Origin of the sequence: Amycolatopsis sp. CB00013 (assembly GCF_001905755.1) — a bacterium.
GTDB lineage: Bacteria > Actinomycetota > Actinomycetes > Mycobacteriales > Pseudonocardiaceae > Amycolatopsis > Amycolatopsis japonica.
The window spans coordinates 598232-615858 of record NZ_LIWC01000005.1 but is presented as its reverse complement, the minus strand read 5'-3'; the positions used below and the strand labels follow the sequence as shown (position 1 = coordinate 615858).

16 protein-coding genes are annotated in these 17627 nt (G+C 69.7%); 5 read left to right on the top strand and 11 right to left on the bottom strand.

The genetic code is table 11. From position 1 onward, the window contains the following. The 6 genes from AMK34_RS32840 to AMK34_RS32815 form a co-directional block, all read right to left on the bottom strand. On the bottom strand, window positions 1-831 hold the full coding sequence (locus AMK34_RS32840) for a carbohydrate ABC transporter permease (protein WP_038518602.1): 831 nt from the start codon (window positions 829-831) through the stop codon (window positions 1-3). Next, window positions 828-1814, bottom strand: a complete 987-nt coding sequence (locus AMK34_RS32835; RefSeq protein WP_038518598.1) for a carbohydrate ABC transporter permease — start codon at window positions 1812-1814, stop codon at window positions 828-830. Before AMK34_RS32835 ends, AMK34_RS32840 begins: the two co-directional genes overlap by 4 nt. Further along, window positions 1811-3103: an extracellular solute-binding protein gene (locus tag AMK34_RS32830; protein ID WP_038518596.1), complete on the bottom strand. Its 1293-nt coding sequence runs from the start codon at window positions 3101-3103 to the stop codon at window positions 1811-1813. The genes AMK34_RS32835 and AMK34_RS32830 overlap by 4 nt, the downstream gene beginning before the upstream one ends. A gap of 298 nt (window positions 3104-3401) precedes the next feature. Then, window positions 3402-3824, bottom strand: a complete 423-nt coding sequence (locus AMK34_RS32825; protein ID WP_073847925.1) for a DoxX family protein — start codon at window positions 3822-3824, stop codon at window positions 3402-3404. A 126-nt stretch (window positions 3825-3950) separates the two neighbouring features. After that, a complete protein-coding gene (locus tag AMK34_RS32820) occupies window positions 3951-5999 on the bottom strand; it encodes a hypothetical protein (protein WP_073847924.1) in 2049 nt (682 codons plus the stop codon). Window positions 6000-6077: 78 nt separating this feature from the next. Next, entirely contained in the window at window positions 6078-6875 is a 798-nt protein-coding gene (locus tag AMK34_RS32815) for a thioesterase family protein (protein WP_038518588.1), read from the bottom strand. Between the two features lie 58 nt (window positions 6876-6933). Between AMK34_RS32815 and AMK34_RS32810 the strand changes: the two genes are divergently transcribed. Continuing rightward, a complete protein-coding gene (locus AMK34_RS32810; protein ID WP_038518585.1) occupies window positions 6934-7629 on the top strand; it encodes a TetR/AcrR family transcriptional regulator in 696 nt (231 codons plus the stop codon). A 9-nt stretch (window positions 7630-7638) separates the two neighbouring features. After that, on the top strand, window positions 7639-8844 hold the full coding sequence (locus AMK34_RS32805) for a PP2C family protein-serine/threonine phosphatase (protein ID WP_073847923.1): 1206 nt from the start codon (window positions 7639-7641) through the stop codon (window positions 8842-8844). 1 nt (window position 8845) lies between these two features. Here AMK34_RS32805 and AMK34_RS32800 read toward each other — a convergent pair whose 3' ends face one another. After that, window positions 8846-9415 carry a YdeI/OmpD-associated family protein gene (locus tag AMK34_RS32800; protein WP_073847922.1) on the bottom strand — a complete coding sequence of 190 codons (570 nt, stop codon included), beginning with the start codon at window positions 9413-9415 and terminating at the stop codon, window positions 8846-8848. A 90-nt stretch (window positions 9416-9505) separates the two neighbouring features. Here AMK34_RS32800 and AMK34_RS32795 point away from each other — a divergent pair, with 90 nt between their 5' ends. Then, entirely contained in the window at window positions 9506-9865 is a 360-nt protein-coding gene (locus AMK34_RS32795; protein ID WP_038518577.1) for an arsenate reductase family protein, read from the top strand. A 219-nt stretch (window positions 9866-10084) separates the two neighbouring features. On the opposite strand, the gene pdxR is transcribed toward AMK34_RS32795, so the two are convergent. Then, window positions 10085-11440, bottom strand: coding sequence for a MocR-like pyridoxine biosynthesis transcription factor PdxR (gene pdxR / locus AMK34_RS32790; RefSeq protein ID WP_143202681.1), 1356 nt, complete (start codon window positions 11438-11440; stop codon window positions 10085-10087). A gap of 46 nt (window positions 11441-11486) precedes the next feature. Between pdxR and AMK34_RS32785 the strand changes: the two genes are divergently transcribed. Beyond that, window positions 11487-12491 carry an aldo/keto reductase gene (locus AMK34_RS32785; protein ID WP_038518572.1) on the top strand — a complete coding sequence of 335 codons (1005 nt, stop codon included), beginning with the start codon at window positions 11487-11489 and terminating at the stop codon, window positions 12489-12491. 49 nt (window positions 12492-12540) lie between these two features. Here the strand turns inward: AMK34_RS32785 and AMK34_RS32780 are convergent, their stop codons facing one another. Beyond that, the gene (locus AMK34_RS32780) at window positions 12541-13698 is read right to left on the bottom strand and encodes an epoxide hydrolase family protein (RefSeq protein WP_073847921.1); all 1158 of its coding nucleotides are present in this window, start codon (window positions 13696-13698) and stop codon (window positions 12541-12543) included. Between the two features lie 61 nt (window positions 13699-13759). Between AMK34_RS32780 and AMK34_RS32775 the strand changes: the two genes are divergently transcribed. Beyond that, window positions 13760-14719, top strand: coding sequence for a helix-turn-helix transcriptional regulator (locus AMK34_RS32775; protein ID WP_073848021.1), 960 nt, complete (start codon window positions 13760-13762; stop codon window positions 14717-14719). Between the two features lie 18 nt (window positions 14720-14737). Here AMK34_RS32775 and AMK34_RS32770 read toward each other — a convergent pair whose 3' ends face one another. Then, complete coding sequence (locus tag AMK34_RS32770; protein ID WP_073847920.1) at window positions 14738-16399, bottom strand: sulfatase-like hydrolase/transferase; 1662 nt, start codon at window positions 16397-16399, stop codon at window positions 14738-14740. A gap of 62 nt (window positions 16400-16461) precedes the next feature. Further along, window positions 16462-17601, bottom strand: a complete 1140-nt coding sequence (locus tag AMK34_RS32765) for a PucR family transcriptional regulator (RefSeq protein WP_038518564.1) — start codon at window positions 17599-17601, stop codon at window positions 16462-16464. Window positions 17602-17627 lie beyond the last annotated feature (26 nt).

Sequence of the window (17627 nt, the reverse complement as noted above, 5' to 3'; positions counted from 1 at the left end):
TTACCCCTTCACTGCGCCTGCGGTCAGGTTGGACACGAGCTTGCGCTGGACGATGATGAAGAACACCAGCGCGGGCACGGCGTAGATGACCGACGCCGCCATGATGCCGCCCCAGTCCACGGAGAACGCCGTCCGGAACGACGACAGCCACACCGGCAGCGTCTGCTTGTTCTGGTCGCGCATGAACACGAACGCGAACAGGAACTCGTTCCACGCGGTGATGAAGCTGAACACCGAGGTGGTCACCAGTCCCGGCGCGAGCAGCGGCAGCGTCACCCGGCGGAAGGCACCCGCCCGGCTGCAGCCGTCGATCATCGCGGCCTCTTCGAGGTCGTACGGGATGCCGTTGACGAAGCCGTAGAGCATCCAGCACGTGAAGGGCAGCGTCGCCGCGAAGTACACCAGCAGCAGCGAAGGCAGCTGGTTGAGCAGCCCGGCGTCGCGCATCAGCAGGTACATCGGGATCAGCAGCGCTTCGAACGGCGCCAGCTGGGCGACGAGCACCAGCAGCAGGAAACCCTTACGCCCGCGGAAACGCATACGGGACAAGGGAACTGCGGCCAGCACACCCGCGACGAGCGAACACAGCACCGCGCCGAGCGTGACGATCAGGCTGTTGGCGAGGTACGTGGTGAAACCGGGTTTCGTCAGCGCCGAGACGAAGTTGTCGAACGTCACCGAAAGCGGGACGAGGTCGTAGTCCGGGGACAGGACCTGGCCCGGTGTCTTCAGCGAGGAGGTGAACATCCAGTACGTCGGGAAGACGAACAGCAGCGCCACCACCACGCCGAGCGTGCCGAGGCCGATCCGCTGGGTCAGGGACTTCCTCATGACAGGTCGGCCTCCTTCGTGCGCACCAGCAGCTGGACGTACCGGGCGGTGAGCAGGATCAGCACGAGCATCATCAGCAGGGCGGCGGTGGCCGCCAGGCCGAAGTGGTTGCCCGCGAGGCCCTTGAGGTACATGTAGACCGGCAGCGTCGTGCTGGCGCCGTCCGGCCCACCTTGACGGATCGCCCACACCTGGGCGAACAACTTGAAGTCCCACAGCACCGACAGGAACGTGACCATGGTCAGGATCGGCCGGATGGCCGGCCAGCTGACCGCCCAGAACGCCTGCCAGGCGTTGGCGCCGTCGATGCCCGCGGCCTCGTACTGCTCCTTCGGGACGCCGAGGAGCCCCGCGTAGAGCGTGAACGCCACGAACGGCACCGCCTGCCAGACCACCAGGATCCCGATGACGGTGAGCGTGCTCGGGCCGGTGGAGAACCACGAATGCCCGATGAAGCTCTCGAAACCGAGCTTCGCGAGCGTCTTGTTCAAGATGCCGTACTGCTGGTCGAAGATCCACTGGAACACCGTGGTCGTCGCGACCACCGGCGTCGCCCACGCGAGGATCAGCGCGACCTGCACGATCACCCGGACCACCGGGTTGAGATGCCGCATCAGCACCGCCATGAGCAGCGCGAGCAGCAGGGTGAGGATCACGACCGACGCGGTGAACACCAGCGTCCGGACGGTGATCTCCCAGAATTCCGAGTCGGACAGGATCTCGGAGAAGTTCTCGAATCCGACCCAGACCATCTCCCCGGAGACCAGCTCACGGAGGTCGAGCTTGCGGAGACTGATCCCGATCAGCTGCAGCGTCGGCCAGCCCAGCAGGACCAGGATCGCGACCAGAGCGGGAAGGATCAGCAGGTACGGCGCCGTCCGCTCGCCGAGGCGGAGGCGCCGGTTGGATTTCGGGGGTTTGATGCGCGGCGATGCCGGCGGGGTGGCCCCCGCCGGCATCGTCACATCTTTCGTCGTGGTCATCCGCCGATGAGCTTGTCGAGCGCTGCGTTGGCGTCGGCGGTCGCCTGGTCGAGCGTCTTCGTTCCGGTCAGGTAGGCGGTCAGCATGTCCTTGATCGGGTTCTGACCGGACTCGACGTCACCCCACTTGGGGCTGGTCGGCACGGCACGGCCGTTCTTGGAAGCCTCGGCCATCACCTTGGTGAGCGGGTTCGCGTCGAGCGCGGACACGTCGGTCGAGGTACCGGGGACGTAACCGGCCTTGGCCAGCTCGGTCTGGTACTTCGGGGTGGAGAACAGCTTGACGTAGTCCTTCGCCGCGGCCGCGTTCTTGCTGTTGGCCGGGATGACCAGGTTCGAGCCGCCCAGGAAGACCGGGGCCGACTTGTCGGCGGTCTTGCCCGGGATCGCGAAGGCGCCCGACTTCTCCTTGATCTTCGGGTCGGTCTTCGCCGCGGTGTCGACCTCACCCGGGACACCGATCATCATCGCGACCTTGCCGGCGCCGTAGATGCCCGCCTGCTGCGGCGTGGCCTCGTCGGCGTCCTTCGGGGCCTTGGTGCCCGAAGCGTCGGTGAGCTGCTTGTAGAACTCCAGCCCGGCCTTCGCCTGCGCGGAGTCCAGGGTCGACTTGAAGGACTTGCCGTTGGCCTGGGCGATGTCGCCGCCCTCGTCCCAGATGTAGGACAGCAGCTCGTACCAGTTCTGGCCGGGGTGGTAGAGGGCCTGGAACTCGGGGTCGCTGCCGAACTTGGCCTTGAGCTTGGTGATCGCGTCGAGCCACTCCGTGCGCGTCTTCGGCGTCGCGGTGATGCCCGCCTGCTCGAACATGTCCTTGCGGTAGATGACCTCGCGGTTGGCCGCGTAGAACGGGACGCCGTAGGTCTTGCCGTCGAACTCGCCCGAGGCCTTGAGGCCCTGCAGCCACTGCGCGCCGTTGAAGTCGTTCACGCTGGAGGTGAGGTCGGCGAGCACGCCCTGGTTCGCGAACGCGGGCGTCTGGGTGTTGCCCAGCTCGATCACGTCCGGCGGGTTGTCACTGGCCAGCGCGGTGGTCAGCTTCTGCTGGATGCCGTTCCACTGCTGGATCTCGTACTTGACCTTGACGCCGGGGTGCGCGTCTTCGAATTCCTTGTGGAGCGAGTTCGTCAATGCTTCGGGGGCGGTCCCCGTCATGAGCCAGACCGTGAGCGAGCCGTTCGAGGCCGCAGCGCTCGAATTCGTGCTGTCGCCACTGCCGGAACCGGCGCAGCCCGCCGTCGCGAGGGTGATGGCGGCGGCGCCCGCAGCCATCTTGAGCCAGCGCTTCACTCGTGCCGTCCTTTCGATGCCCGGCCACCATGCCGAGCTCCCACAAAATGGTGTAGACCAATGCGGGCAGCGTGGTACGTACCACTCCGACTGTCAAGCGGGTGGCCGGTTCGTTGTAAACGAGCCGCAATCTTTCACCTTGAGTGAGCGTTCGATCACGCTGATGATCAGTTTTCGGCGTGCTCGTCAGCGCCTCGCGAGGCGGGCTGACATGCGGTTTTTCTTTGGCCGTCCCGGTGATCGGGGCATTCGGCGGGTGATCTTTGCGCCGTTCGGTGTAAGGGTGGCGCGCGTTCGCCTAGAGGTCGTCCTCGTCGTCTTCGGGAGGCTCGATCCCGAGCAGTGCGCGCGTCTGATCCTGGAGGAACCACGCCAGCGTCGCGCAGACGATCAGCAGGATCAGCGGGAGGACCGGGCCGCCGTTGACGAGGATGAACAGTTCCGTGACGCTCGCGCCCACCATGACGCCCGCCAGCAGCAGCGCCGACGGGCCGCCGAAGCGGGGGATCAGCAGGCCGATCGCGCCGGCGACCTCGAGTACGCCGGTGACGTACCGCAGCCACTGCCCGAGCCCGATCTCGGCGAAGACCTGTTCGGTGTGGCCGCCGGAGAACAGCAGGTAGCCGCTGTAGAGGAACTCGGCGGCGAGCGCCACGCGCACGACCCACAGCACGATCGAGCCGATGGGCAGGCTTCGGGTACCGCTGGCTCCTCCGGTCATGCCGGGGATCCTTCTCCTGGTGAGCGGGGCTGGCAAGGCGGCGGCGAGGTACATGGGCTGAAGGCTCCCTTCGCCGCGTCTGATGCGGTGAAGGGAGCCTTCAGCCCGGCCGAAACAGGACACACGTCACTTCTGGTCGCCGAGGAGTATCTGTTCGAGCAGCAGGTCGACGTCACGGGCGGACTCGGCTTCGCCTATCCGGTGGAACGTTTCGGCGGCACGGAGCGCGCGGCGGGCCGCCTCGCGGACGCGGCCGGCGGCGCTGAGCACGTGGGCGGCGACGTGGTCGAGCTGCGCGACGAGATGTTCCCTGGCGGGCACGGTTTCGGTTTCCACCGCGTGCACGGCGGTTTCCGCGGCGTCGAGCGCGCTCAGCGCCGCGTCGACGTCGCCGGACCGCAGCCGGGAAAGCGTCGCCGCGTTACGGCAAGTGGCGGCCACGTAGCCGCCGCCGATCGCCAAGGCCGCGTCGGCGGCCCGCGCGTAGAAATCCGCGGCGTTCGCGCCGTAGCCGAGCAGATCGAGCTGTTCGGCGGCGGCCATGCTCACCGAGATGTAGGAATGCCCGGTGTCGCCCGAATCGTGGAGGATTTCGGCGAGGACGGCGTATTCGTTGAAGGCGCGCGAAGATTCGCCGAGCGCGCGGTAGCTGTCGGCGTACATCCACCGGCAGCGGTGGCCCCAGTCCGGTGACGTGGCGAGCAGGGCGATGGTGCGGGGCGCGACGTCGAGCACCTCGTCGTAGCGGCCGGCGCCGTGCAGCGCGGTGACGAGGACGTACCAATGTTCCGCGGTGTCCTTGCCTTTCGACGCGGAGACACCGAGCGACGCGTAGGCGTCGTCGACGGCCTCGGCGAACCTGCCGGTGCCGATCAGCGACAGCGCCCGAAGATGGCGGAGATGCCCGCGTAATCGTTCCGGACCGCCTACGGGCAGCGTCGCCAGCAGGTGTTCCACGAAGACGTCCAATTCGTCGAGCGATCCCGTGCGCTCGTAAGCGATCCGGACCTGTTCGACCGCTTCGACGGCCTTCTCGCCGACGTTCCCGACGATGAAGGCGTCCGTCGCCGACCGCGCGAGTTCCAGTGTGGTCACCGGATCCTCGCCGTCGCCGTTCCGCAACGACGCTTCGAGACACAGAAGTGTCCCGAGGAGCAAGGGATCGCCCGCCTCACCGGCCCGCTCGGCACCCCGTCGCAAGGCTTCGTACGCCTCGGAAGTGCGTCCCTGCCCGGAAAGCACGTGCGCCAGCCAGTATTCGCCCCAGCAGGCGGCGCGTTCGTCCGTCCCGGCGCGCAAGCGGGCCGCGGCCACCGTCGTCAGCGCGACCCCGGTCTCGACCTGATCGTCGAAGACGAGCCACAGGCCGAGCCAGCATTGGTTGAGCAGGAAGCGGATTTCGTTGCCCTGGCCCCGGAATCCGGCGGCCGCGTGGCGCAGCCGCTCCTCGGTGTCCTCGCCCTGGAAGAAGATCGCGCGCAGTTCGCTCAGCCGCGGCGCGATTTCATCCGGGACATCGCCGATCGCTTCGAGGCAGGCGCGCGCCTCCTCCGGTTCGCACCGGTGATTGTGGATCTCCGCCCGGATGACGAGTTCCTCCGCGGACAACCCCGGCGGCGGCAGGATCGGGACCCGGGGGAGCGCCGACGGCAGGAGCGGGACGAATTCCGCGACCGGTTTCGCGGCCATCTTCCGTTCGGCGTAGACGGTGAAGTATCCGGAGTGCTCGCGTCCGTCGAGTTCCTCGGCTTCGACGAGGGCCGCCGCCCGCATCCGCTCGTGCAGCCTGCTCAGGGAGACGCCGTCGTACGGGCCGTTGAGAACGAACGGGATCTCGCCGTATCCGGTTTCCGTCAACCGGCGGGTGAGCAGCGCGGCCGAGGCGAAGAACTCGAGCCTGCCGACGGCGTCCGAATGGTCGCCGACACCGTCCAAAAGCGACAGAAGATCGAGACCGGTGTGCTCGTTGCCGGTGAGGGCGCAGAATTCCAGCCGCGACGCGTGATCGCCGTACCGGATCGGGTCGCCGGACGAAGCCCTGCTCACCCAGCGATAGGTCGACGCGGCCTCGGCGTACTTGCCGGCGGCGGCCAGTGGCACCAGGGTCCGGCAGAGCCGGGTGATCTCGGCGCCGGCGGAATCGTTCTCGCCCGCGCGGCGTGGTTCCGCTTCCATGGTCCTGCCCCCAGAACAATGACGTCGACGCCGGATCTTAACTCCCGGCGCCGCGTCATGAACCCGCTTTCGGGTGGTTCAGGGGAGACGTACGGCGGCGATCTGGGTCGCCTGCCCGATCAGCCGGTTCTTTTCGTCCCAAAGCTCCGCGACCTCGTCCATCCGGTCGCCGCCGAGTTCGCCCGCGCGCATCCGCACCCGCACCGGACCCGGAGCCGGGAGCCCGCGCAGGTACGCGGTGAACTGGACGGTCGGCGCCCAACCCGCGATGCCCAGGTCGTAGGAGATCGGCGGCACCGGATCGAGCGCGACGAGCAGGCTCACCGGATCCCAGTCGCTGCCGTCGGCGAGCCGCAGCCAGGACGAGATGACGCCTTTCCGGGACGGCTGTCCCACCGCGAAACCGGCCGCGGCCGGGTCGAGACGCTGCTCGACGACGTCCATCAGGCCGATGCGGAATCCGCCACCGCCGTCGGCGGGCACGGGCAGGCAGTCCTGCTCCGGCGGGATCTCGACCGGGTCCACTCCGGACCACCACGCGTCGCCGTCGGTCAGGACGCCTTGGGTGATCAGCGCCTCGGTGCAGGGCGCGCCGCCCTGGCTCAGCCGCGCGCGCAGCTGGGTGAGGCCGCGGCCCTCGCGCAGCACCTCGACCTCGACGACCGCGGGGCCGGGCTCGGGCGCCACCGAGAACGAGCCGCTGATCGCGGTCAGATGCGGATGGGAGGAGACCTCGGCGGCCGCCTTGGCGAGCACGGCGAGAAGGTAGCCGCCGTGCAGCTTCGTCCCGATCGTCCACTGTGGATCGAGCTCGGTGTCGAAGACCTGGCCGTCGCCTCGGCGGCGGAGGGCGGTCGCGGTCCGGAAGTGCGCCATGCCTCAAGCTGACATCGTCAAGTTGACGGTGTCAAGTCAATGCTGGCAGCATCACGGCATGGGCGCGAAGCGGACGAAGGCGCGGCCGGGCGAAGGGGACAAGCTGCGCGGTGAGATCTTGTCGGCCGCCGACGCCCTGCTCGGCGAGGCGGGTACCGACGAGGCGCTGACGCTGCGAGCCGTCGCGCGCCGCACGGGCGTCTCCACGCCGTCGGTCTACGCGCATTTCCCCAGCCGGGACGCGTTGCTGGAGGCGGTCTGCCTGCGGGTGTGGGACGAACTCGCGCGCCGTATGCACGAGCATGCCGTCGAGGTCGCCGATCCGATGCGTGCCCTCAGCCGCCGCGCACGGGTGTACGCCCGGTTCGCACTCGACCATCCGGTGCAGTACCGCGTGCTCCTGATGCGTCCCTCCGGCGGTTCGTCGCCCGGCGCGGTCGCCTGTTTCCGGTACCTCGCCGACGCGACCGCCGCCTGCGTGCGGGCCGGGATCCTGCGCGGCGAACCGGAGGTCCTCGCGATGGGCCTCTGGTCGGCGATGCACGGCTGCGTGAGCCTGCTGATCGCCCAGCCGGGGTTCGACTGGCCGGAAGAGCCGGAGGCGCTGATCGACACCGTCATCCGGATGGCCGGGCTCGGCACGGCGCTCGCCTGCCGCGTCCCGAGGGACGCCATTCCGCCGAGTGCAGCATTGGCGGACGACCTCGACGAACTGGCGGCGGGCTGGGAGGTGGCCGCCGATCGGACTGGTTAGGCTCAGCGCATGCCCGAGACCCCGACAGCCGACGATCGGCTCCAGGTGCTCGAAGCCATCACCGACACTGCCTTGGGGAAACTCGGCCAGGACAAGGTGATGGCCACGATCCTGGCGCGCGTGCGCGAAGTCCTCGGGGTCGACACGGCGACGGTGCTCCGGCTCGACCCGTCGGCCCAGCAGCTGCAGGCCATCGCCGCCTCCGGTATCGAAGAAGAGGTCTACCAAGACGTCCGGATCCCCGTGGGAGCCGGTTTCGCGGGACGCGTCGCCGCGCAGCGGCGACCGGTGATCATCGACCACGTGGACGAGACCACGGTGGTGAACGCGCTCCTGTGGGAACGGGGGCTGCGCACGTTGCTCGGCGTGCCGATGCTGGCCGAGGACGAGCTCGTCGGTGTCCTGCATGTCGGGTCTGTGACGTCGCGGGCGTTCCCCGAGAGCGATGTCGAACTGCTGCGGCTGGTGGCCGCGCGGCTCGCGCTGGAAGTGCAGATCGAGATCGCCGCCAGCGATCGGGCGGCCGCGGCGGCGCTCCAGCGAAGCCTGCTGCCGGGGCGGCTGCCCGCCGTTCCGGGCATCCGGTTCTCCGCGCGGTACGTGCCGGGTACCGAACCCGGGGTCGGCGGCGACTGGTACGACCTGTTCTCACTGCCGGGCGACCGGCTCGGCATCGTGATGGGCGACGTCGCCGGGCACGGCCTCAACGCCGCCGTGATCATGGGACGGCTGCGCAGCGCGCTGCGCGCCTACGCGCTCGAATCGGACGATCCGGCGGAAGTACTGTCCAAACTGGACCGGAAGGTGCAGCATTTCGAGCCGGGCTCGCTGGCCACCGTCGTGTACGGATTGCTGACGGCTTCGCGCGACAGCATGGCGATCTCGCTGGCCGGGCATCTGCCGCCGGTGCTCGCGCCGCCCGGTGGTCCGTCGGTGTTCGTCGACGCGCCGGTCGATCCGCCCATCGGGGTCACCGGGCCGCGGCGCCGAAGAACCGTTGTCGAACTGCCGCCCGGTGCCGTGCTCGCCTTCTACACCGACGGTCTCGTCGAGCGCCGGGATCAGCTGATCGACGTCGGCCTGCAGCGGCTCGCGGGGGTGGTCTCCGCGGAGCAGCCCGGAGTGGTCTGCGCACGCGTGATGGCCGCGCTCGTCGGCAACACCCCGGCACAGGACGACATCGCCCTCCTCGTCGCCCGGTGCGAACCGAACTGAGTCACCGGACCGGGTGATTCGCGCGGACGTTCACGGCCGCGAGCTCGACGGTCCTGGTAATCCGCCGTTCCCGGGTCTCCGGCTTCTTCGCTGTCAGGATCCATTCCAGGATCAGCCTTTTCGACGACGGCGGGAACTTCTCGAAATGAGTGCGGGCGGCCTCGTGGGCGTCGAGCCGGGCACGCAGGTCCTCCGGGACACCGTCGCCGTCCGGCACGACCTGCCAGCGGCCCTTCGCCTTGGCCAGGTCGATCATCGCCTGACCGCGTTCGGTCATCTGTCCTTCGGCGATCAGGCGGGTGGCCCGCTCGCGGTTGACCCGGCTCCACGTGCTCCGGGGGTTGCGCGGGGTGAACCGCAGCCGCGAGCTGGTGGCGTCGTTCTTGCGGTGAAGCCCGTCGATCCAGCCGAAGCACAGGGCCTGCTCCATCGCCTCTTCGATCCGGACGCCGGCGACGCCGCTGTCCTTGTGCGGGATGACCAGCCAGACCTCCTTTTCGGTCCCGGAGTTCTCGGCCAGCCAGGCGCGCCACTCGGCGGGGGAGGCGGCGCTGAAGATGGTCTCGTCCATGGCCGGGTTCCTTTCGTCGTAACGTCTATGACCATCATCGGAAGCAAAGTGCTCATCGAGTGAGCACTTTTCGAAGGGAGGTGGACCCGGATGGAGATCTGGGTGAACCCGGCGTGTTCCAAATGCCGGTCCGCGGTGTCGATGCTGGACGAGGCGGGGGCCGAGTACACCGTGCGGAAGTACCTCGAGGAGCCGCCGACGGCGAAGGAACTGAAGGCCGTCCTCAAGCGGCTCGGGCTCGAGCCGTGGGACATCACCCGCACCGCCGAGCCGATCGCGAAGGAACTCGAACTCAAGACCTGGGGGCGCACCCCCGCCGACCGCGACCGCTGGATCGAGGCGCTGGCCACGCATCCGAAGCTGATCCAGCGGCCGATCATCACCGCCGACGACGGCACGACCGTGGTCGGGCGGACCCCGGAGGCCGTTCAGTCGGTACTTCCGGACTGACCGCCTCGTGCGTGGCGAGGACGGTTAGTACCTGGCGGGTGGCACGAAGACGTGATTCGCGTGATCGGAAACGTGACTCGCGTGCTTGGACGCCGCACTCGAGTGTTCGGCCTCCGATCACGCGAGATCCGCCTCCAAGCACGCGAGTGCGGTGTCGCATCACCGGTCCAGCCCGAATACGCCAACTTTGCCCTACCCCTCCATGGCCGTCCTTGCCACTCAAGAGGGGTGCGCGATGGCTTCCCGCAACAGGCGGGCCGCGGTGCTCACGGAGCCGTCCGCGAGGTTGCCGTAACCGAGGACCAGCCCGGGTTCGCCGGGTGCCACGCGGTAGTCGCCGAGATCGGCCACGCGCAGGCCTTTGGCCGCCGCCCGTTCCACCACCGTGGCGGCGGATTCGCCGGGCAGCTCCAGTACGAGATGCAGGCCGGCGGCGACGCCGGACAGACGCGCCGGGCCGAGCGCGTCGACCAGCGCGTCGCGCCGGGCGCGGTAGCGGCGCCGGGCCGCGCGCAGATGCCGGTCGTACGAGCCGCGTTCGAGGAAGGCCGCGAACGCCAGCTGGTCCAGGGCCGGCGGAGCGGGGGAAGGCTCCACTCTGTCCGTCCACTGTGGAGGGACGGTGTACCAGCCGAGGCCGAGCGCGGGACTGAGGGTCTTGCTGACCGAGCCGAGCAGCGCGACCCTCGCCGGATCCATGCCCTGCACCGTCCCGACCGGACGCCGGTCGTAGCGGAACTCGGCGTCGTAATCGTCCTCGATGATCAGGCCGTCGGCTTCGCGCGCCCAGGCCAGCAGCCCGGCGCGGCGGGCGGGTGACAAGACGGTGCCGGTGGGGAACTGGTGCGCCGGGGTCACGAGGACGGCCCGGACGCCGGGAGGGATCTCGTCGACGCGGAGCCCGTCTTCGTCGACCGGGACGCCGACGACGTCGAGCCCGGCGCGTGTCGCGACGCGGCGCAGGGTGTGCCAGCCGGGATCTTCGGCCGCGACGCGGGTGATCCCGGCCGCGAGCAGCGCCCGGCACAGGCGGCCGAACGCGTCGGTGACGCCGGACGCGATCCGCACGTCGTCGACGACCGCACCCCGGCAGCGGCGGAGGTGGTCGGCGAGCACGGCGCGGAGCCGCGGATGCCCGCCGGGGACGGGGTAGCCGAACTCGCCGTGGGGCGCGTTCACGAGTACTTCGCGGACCGCCTCCGCCCAGCGCGTCCGAGGGAAGTGCCGCAGATCGGGCAGGCCGGGCGCGAGGTCGATCTCGGGCGGCGAAACCTTGCGTACGGCGGGTTTCGCGGGCTCGGCGCTCGACGCGGACCAGCGCACGACGGTGCCCGATCCGGTGCGCGCGGCGAGGTAGCCCTCCGCGATCAGTTGCTCGTACGCCTGCGTGATCACCCAGCGGGAGCACCCCAGATCCGCGGCGAGGGTGCGGCTGGGCGGCAACGCGGCGCCGGAGCCGAGCGTGCCTTCGCGGATCACGGTGCGCAGCGCCCTGGTGAGCCGCTCGTGCCTGGGGCCCGGCCCGGAGAGGTCGAGAAGCACGTCCCAAGCCAGATTGGTCCGGGATCCGGTCATGGGAACGGACTGTAGTACCGGACCGATCGCGCATAAGGTCCAGACCATGGAAAAGGTGGAACTCGGCCGGACCGGCCGGAAGGTCAGCCAGGTCTCGCTCGGGTGCATGACGATGGGCACCGCCACCGACGAGCGGACCTCGGCGCGGATCCTGGACGCGTACCTCGACGACGGCGGCGACTTCCTCGACACCGCGAACTGCTACTCGTGGTGGGTGCCCGGCGCGTCGGGCGGAGAGAGCGAGGAACTGCTCGGGAAACTGCTGAAAGGCAGGCGGGACAAGGTCTTCCTGGCGACGAAGGTGTCGGCCGCGGTCGCCGACGCCGACAGCGCGCGCAAGGGGTATCACGACGACGGCACCGCGGACTGGGATTACATCGGACGCCATTTCGAGGGCGCGGGCGGCGACGTGATCCGGCGCGGCGTCGACGAAAGCCTGCGGCGGCTCGGCACCGACCACATCGACCTGTACTACGTCCACGTCGACGACCGGGCGACCCCGCTGGAGGAGACGCTGGCCGCGCTCGACGAGATCGTCCGCGCGGGGAAGGTGCGGCAGATCGGCTGGAGCAACGTCCGGACCTGGCGGCTGGAACGGATCCGCGCGCTCGCGGAGCGGCACGGCTGGGCCTCGCCGGTGGCCGTCCAGTTGCAGCATTCGTACCTGCGGCCGGTGGCCGATTCGGCGTCGCTTGCCACCGGGGACATGCTCGACTTCCTGCGGGACAACGAAGACATCGCGCTCGCCGCGTACTCGTCGATTCTGCGCGGGATCTACGACGACTCCGCGCGGCGGCTGGCGCATCCCGTCTGGCAGACCTACGCCGGCGCGGACGGCGAGGCGCGGATGGCCGCCGTCGAAACGGTGGCACGGGAGGTGGGGGCGACCGGGAACCAGGTCGCGCTGGCATGGCTGCTGCGCCAGACGTCGCCGCGGGTGCTGCCGCTGATCGGCCCGCGGACCTGGGAACACTACGAGGCGATCCGGCCGGCCTTCACGCTGGAGCTGGGCGCGGAGGCCATGGCGCTGCTGGACGGCGCCGGTAGCTGAAGGGGGCTTTCACCGCATGACATGCGGTGAAAGCCCCCTTCAGCCCCCGTCAGGAAAGCTTGCGGAAGAACGCCCGGAGGTCCCCCACCAAAAGGTCCGGCGCGTCCTGCGTCGCCCAGTGGCTGCCGCGGTCGAATTCCTGCCACGAAACGATGTTCGCGTGGTCCCGCTCGGCGAAGCGCCGCAGCGGCCGGAAGTCGTAGGCGAAGCTGGCCAGCCCGGTCGGCGCGGTCGTCGGCTCGGCCGGGTGCTCGCTGTGCTTGTCCTCGTAATAGAACCGCGCCGCCGAAGCCGCGGTGTTGGTGAGCCAGTACAGCGTGGCGTTGGTGAGCACGTGGTCGTCGCTCGTGGCCGACAGCAGCTGCGCGCTCCAAGCCAGCTGCCCGGTCGGCGAGTCGGCCAACGCGTGCGCGAGGTTCTGCGGCGCGCTTTCCTGGAGTTTCGCGTAGCCGGACATGTCGTCGTTGAAGGACTGAAGGAACTGCATGTACTCCAGTTCCTTCTCGGTCATGTCCTCGAACTCCGCCGGGTCGCCGCTGGGGAACGAGAACAGCTGCGTCACGTGCACACCGAGCACGTGCTCGGCGTCGATCCGGCCGACCTCGGGGGCGACGAACGAACCGGCGTCGTTCCCGTGCGTGCCGTAGCGCTCGTAGCCGAGGCGGCGCATCAGCTCGGCCCACGCCTGAGCCGTGCGGTACCGGTTCCAGCCCTTCTCGCGCGTCGGGCCGGAGAAGCCGAACCCGGGCAGCGAAGGGATGACCACGTGGAACGCGTCCGCCGCCTCGCCCCCGTGAGAACGCGGGTCCGTCAGCTGGTCGATCAGGTCGAGGTATTCGAAGACCGAGTTCGGCCAGCCGTGCGTGAGGATCAGCGGCGTCGCGTCCGGCTCCGGCGAGCGGACGTGCAGGAAGTGGATGTTCTGCCCGTCGATCTCCGTGGTGAACTGCGGGTACTCGTTGAGCTTCGCCTCCCACTTCCGCCAGTCGTAGCCCTCGCGCCAGTACGAGACCAGCCGTCGCACGTACTCCAGCGGCACGCCGTACTCCCAGCCCGGCGTGACCGGTCCGCGCTGCACCCCGTCGGTCACCTGGTCGGTGGGCAGTTCGTTCGCCCAGCGGACGCGGGCCAGGCGGTCGGCGAGGTCGTCCAGCTCGGCCTGCGGGATCTCGACGCGGAAGGGCTTGATCTCGGTGTTTTCGCTCATGAGACCAAGGTAGAGTGCCATTAGGAACATCCCGTTCCTAATGGAGGAGCAGCCTGAAGAAATGTTGGAAACCTCGGCAAGATTGCTCCGTTTGCTCTCCCTGCTGCAGACTCCCCGTGACTGGACCGGCACCGAACTGGCGGAACGCCTGGAGGTCAGCGCCCGCACGATCCGCAACGACGTCGAGCGCCTCCGCGCGCTCGGGTACCCGGTGAACGCGACCCGCGGTTCCGTCGGCGGCTATCGGCTCGGCGCGGGCGCCGATCTGCCGCCGCTGCTGCTGGACGACGAGGAGGCCGTCGCGGTCGCGATCGGCCTGCGCACCGCGGCCGGCGGCACCATCGCGGGTGTGGAGGAGACGTCGTTGCGCGCGCTCGCCAAGCTGGAGCAGGTACTGCCGTCCCGGTTGCGCCGCCGCGTGAACGCCTTGCAGGCGTACACGGTCCCGGTGCCGAGGGACGAGCCCGGCCCGCGCGTCACCGCCGAGACGCTCACCGTGCTGACGGCCTGCTGCCGGGATCGCGAGGTGCTGCGGTTCGGCTACCGGACGCACGACGGTTCGGAAAGCGCCCGCAAGGTCGAGCCGTATCGCCTGGTGAACTGGGGGCGTCGCTGGTACCTCGTCGCCTGGGACCTCGACCGCGGCGACTGGCGCACCTTCCGCGTCGACAGGCTGACCCCGCGTATCCCCACCGGCCCGCGGTTCACCGCGCGCGAGCTGCCCGAGGACGTCACGGATCGCGTGCGGCGTGGGGTGTCGTCCGCCGCTTGGCGCTACCGGGCGGACGTCACCGTGCACGCGTCCGCCGAAGAGGTGACCGCGCGGATCAACCCGGCCGTCGGGACGGTGGAGGCCGTCGACGCGAACACCTGCGTCCTGCACACCGGCGCGGACAGCATCGAGACGATGGCCGTCCACTTAGGACTCCTCAACGCCCCCTTCCACGTCACCGAACCCCCGCAGTTAGTCGACTACTTGCGCGAGCTGGCCGATCGATATCGCGACGCCACCCGCATTTAGTCCTCTGAATGCGGGTTTTCAGCGGGCGAAGGTGGTCAGGAACCGGTCCCGGAACGTGTCCATTCGCCACACCGGCGCGTTCCGGTCCGGGTGCAGGCCGTCCTGCCAGTCCCACGCCGCGACCTTGTCGAGTACCGCCTTGTCCCGCGTGACCACGGTGATCGGGACGTCGTGATCCGCGCCCGCGCCGGCGACGATCGGGTTCGGCTGGTGGTCGCCCAGGAACACGAGCACGAGATCGTCGTCGCCGTACGTCTCCACGTACGAGATGAGCGAGTTCAGCGAATACGCGATCGAGTCGCCGTACGCGCCCCGCACCTTGGCGGGGTCGGTGAACACCTCTTCGGGTGTTTTCCCTTGCGAGGGCATGGGATCGTAGATCGATCCGTCGCCGACGGCGGCCCAGTCGACCATGCGGGGCAGCGGTGTCCACGGCCAGTGACTGGTGACGAGGTCGATCTCCGCCATCATCGGCGGGCGGTCCGGCTTCCCGCGTTCGGCCCGCTGGAACGCCGAAAGCGTGAACTGGTCCGGCATCGTGGCGTAGGAGAACTGCGGGCCGTGATACCCGATGCTTCGCGAGTCGTAGTAGCGGTCGTAGCCGTAGACCTTGCCCTCCGGCCAGTCTTCGGTATGCGCCGGGACGACGCCGACGGTCTCCCAGCCCGCGCGTTTGAACGCGCCGCCGAGGGTGAACCGGTCGGTCCTCACGAAGTCGTCGTAGCGGTGCTGGCTGTCGACCCACACCCCGGACTGGAACGTCGAGTGCGCCAGCCAGCTGCCCGCGCTCGTCGTCGGCGACGTCAGGAACGCGCTGCGCGAGCCGTAGCCCGCGTTCTTCAGCCGCGCGGTCCCTGCGTCGAGGACCGCGTCGACCTTGGGTGCGATGTCCGAGTCCTGGACGGCCACCCGGCCGTAGCTTTCGATGAAAGTGAACAGGACGTCCTTGCCGCGCAACGCGTTCAGCAGCCCGGAAGACGGCGTGTCACGGAAGGCGTCGACGGCGACTTCTTCGGCGAAGGCCTGCCTGTCCCGGATTCCGGCCCGGACCTGGCGGAGGTCGTCGTAGGCGAAAGCGACCGCGCTGCGCGAAGCGAAGGGCTGTCCCGGAGCGAGCTGAGCGCCGGAGACCGCGCACACCATCCAGATTACGCTGAGCACGGCCGTCACCCTGGTCGCCGCCGTGCGCCTTCCGGCGACCACCCGGCTCAGCCGCAGCACGGCCAGCGCCATCAGCACGATCACCATTACCGCGAGCAGCGTCAGCCCCATGAACGACGCGATCGCGCCCGTCCTGCCGATCGACGTACCGAGCAGGTCGACGCCGTTGCCGAGCACACCCCAGTCGAAAACCGGGTTGAACCGCCGGTTCAGTGCGAGCCCGAAACCGATGTCGATGGCCTTGAACACGGTCAGCAGCCCGAGGATCGCGCTGGCGGACACCGCGACGATCCGCCGGGCGCCGTCGCGCAGCATGAGCACCACCGCCACCCCGAGCAGCGCCTCCACCGGCAACCGCACGAACGCCTCGGGCGTCAGCGCGTCGAGGTCGTTCGGCGCGAGCAGCGCGAACAGCACGAGAACGGCGGACAGGGTGGTCACCGCGCTGGACGCGATCTCACGGGCGGCCGTCCGGTCGCCGGGCAGGCCCACGAGGGCGGGGCGCGTGAAAACCGACAAGGCGGGTTCCTTCCGGGTGGAGAAGCCTTCACCGGGTTACACGGACGACGGGCCCCGGCGGTTCAGCCCGATCGCCAGGTGCGCAGCGCCCACCACCAGCCGACGGTGTGCCGCACATGCGTACCGCCGTCGTCTTCCGGCGGATCGAGCGACGCCCCGGTGATCTCGCCGAGCCGGGCGAGCCGGTACCGCACGGTGTTCGCGTGGACGTGCAACGCCGCGGCGGTCTGGTCGAGCCGCCGCCCGTGGTCGAGGTAGGCCAGCGCGGTCGAGACGAGTTGCTCGTGGAAGTCGTCGCCCGGCGTCAGCGCGCTCAGCAGGGTGTCGCCGAGGAGCGCGGCGAGCCCCGGCTGGGCGGCGAGCGCGGTCTCGACGGCCAGATCGGCCACCGCGTGCAGACCGCGGGACCGCGCGGCCGTCGGCAAGGCCATCACGCACAACGCGTGCATCCCGCGGACCTCCGCGAGCGGGACGGCGGGGGAGACCACCATGAGGACGTCGTCCCCGAGCGCAGACGAGGTGGGAAGCCGCGGCGCCAGCCCGGTCAGCCGCCCGTCGACCAGGCCGAAGACGCCACCCGTCGCGCCGAGCCGTCGCTCGACGACCCGCGCCTGGTACGGATCGCCGACGTCGGAGAGCAGGCAGTGATAGCGCCCGCCCGGGTTCAGCCCGACGTTCGCGACCTCCTCGGCCGAGGGCGCGGCCGTGTCGCCGCCCAGCAACCGCCGCAGCAACCGGGCCCGGCTGTCGTGCACCGTGCGGGAGAGTTCGAGTTCGGCCTCGTGATATCCGGCGATGACCTGCCGTTCGAGCGCGCGTGTGTTCCGGTCGAAGTCGACCAGTGCCGCCAGCATGACGTCGTCCGGCACCCCGGCCGCCTTGCCGCGTTCGACGGCGATCTCGACCGCGCGGCTGCGGCCGGCCTGCACCCCGCGCAGCAGCGCGGCGAGCGGGACCCCCTGCGTGGCCCGGTCCGCGCCGAGGACGGCGGCCGCGGCGTAGTCCTGCTCCCCGGCCCCGCCCGGCCGGTCGAACGAGGCGAGCCCGGCGGCGAGCACGATCGCGACGTGCCGCCGGTTCTCGCCCACCGGCAGGATCGCGACCTCCGGCGACTCCGTGCGGGCGGCACGGACCACTTCGTCGACGACATCGGCGTCGGCGGCCATCGCGGCCAGCACCTCGTGGAGCGACCGGTGCGCCATCGCCACCGCCTTCCCGCGCGGATTGT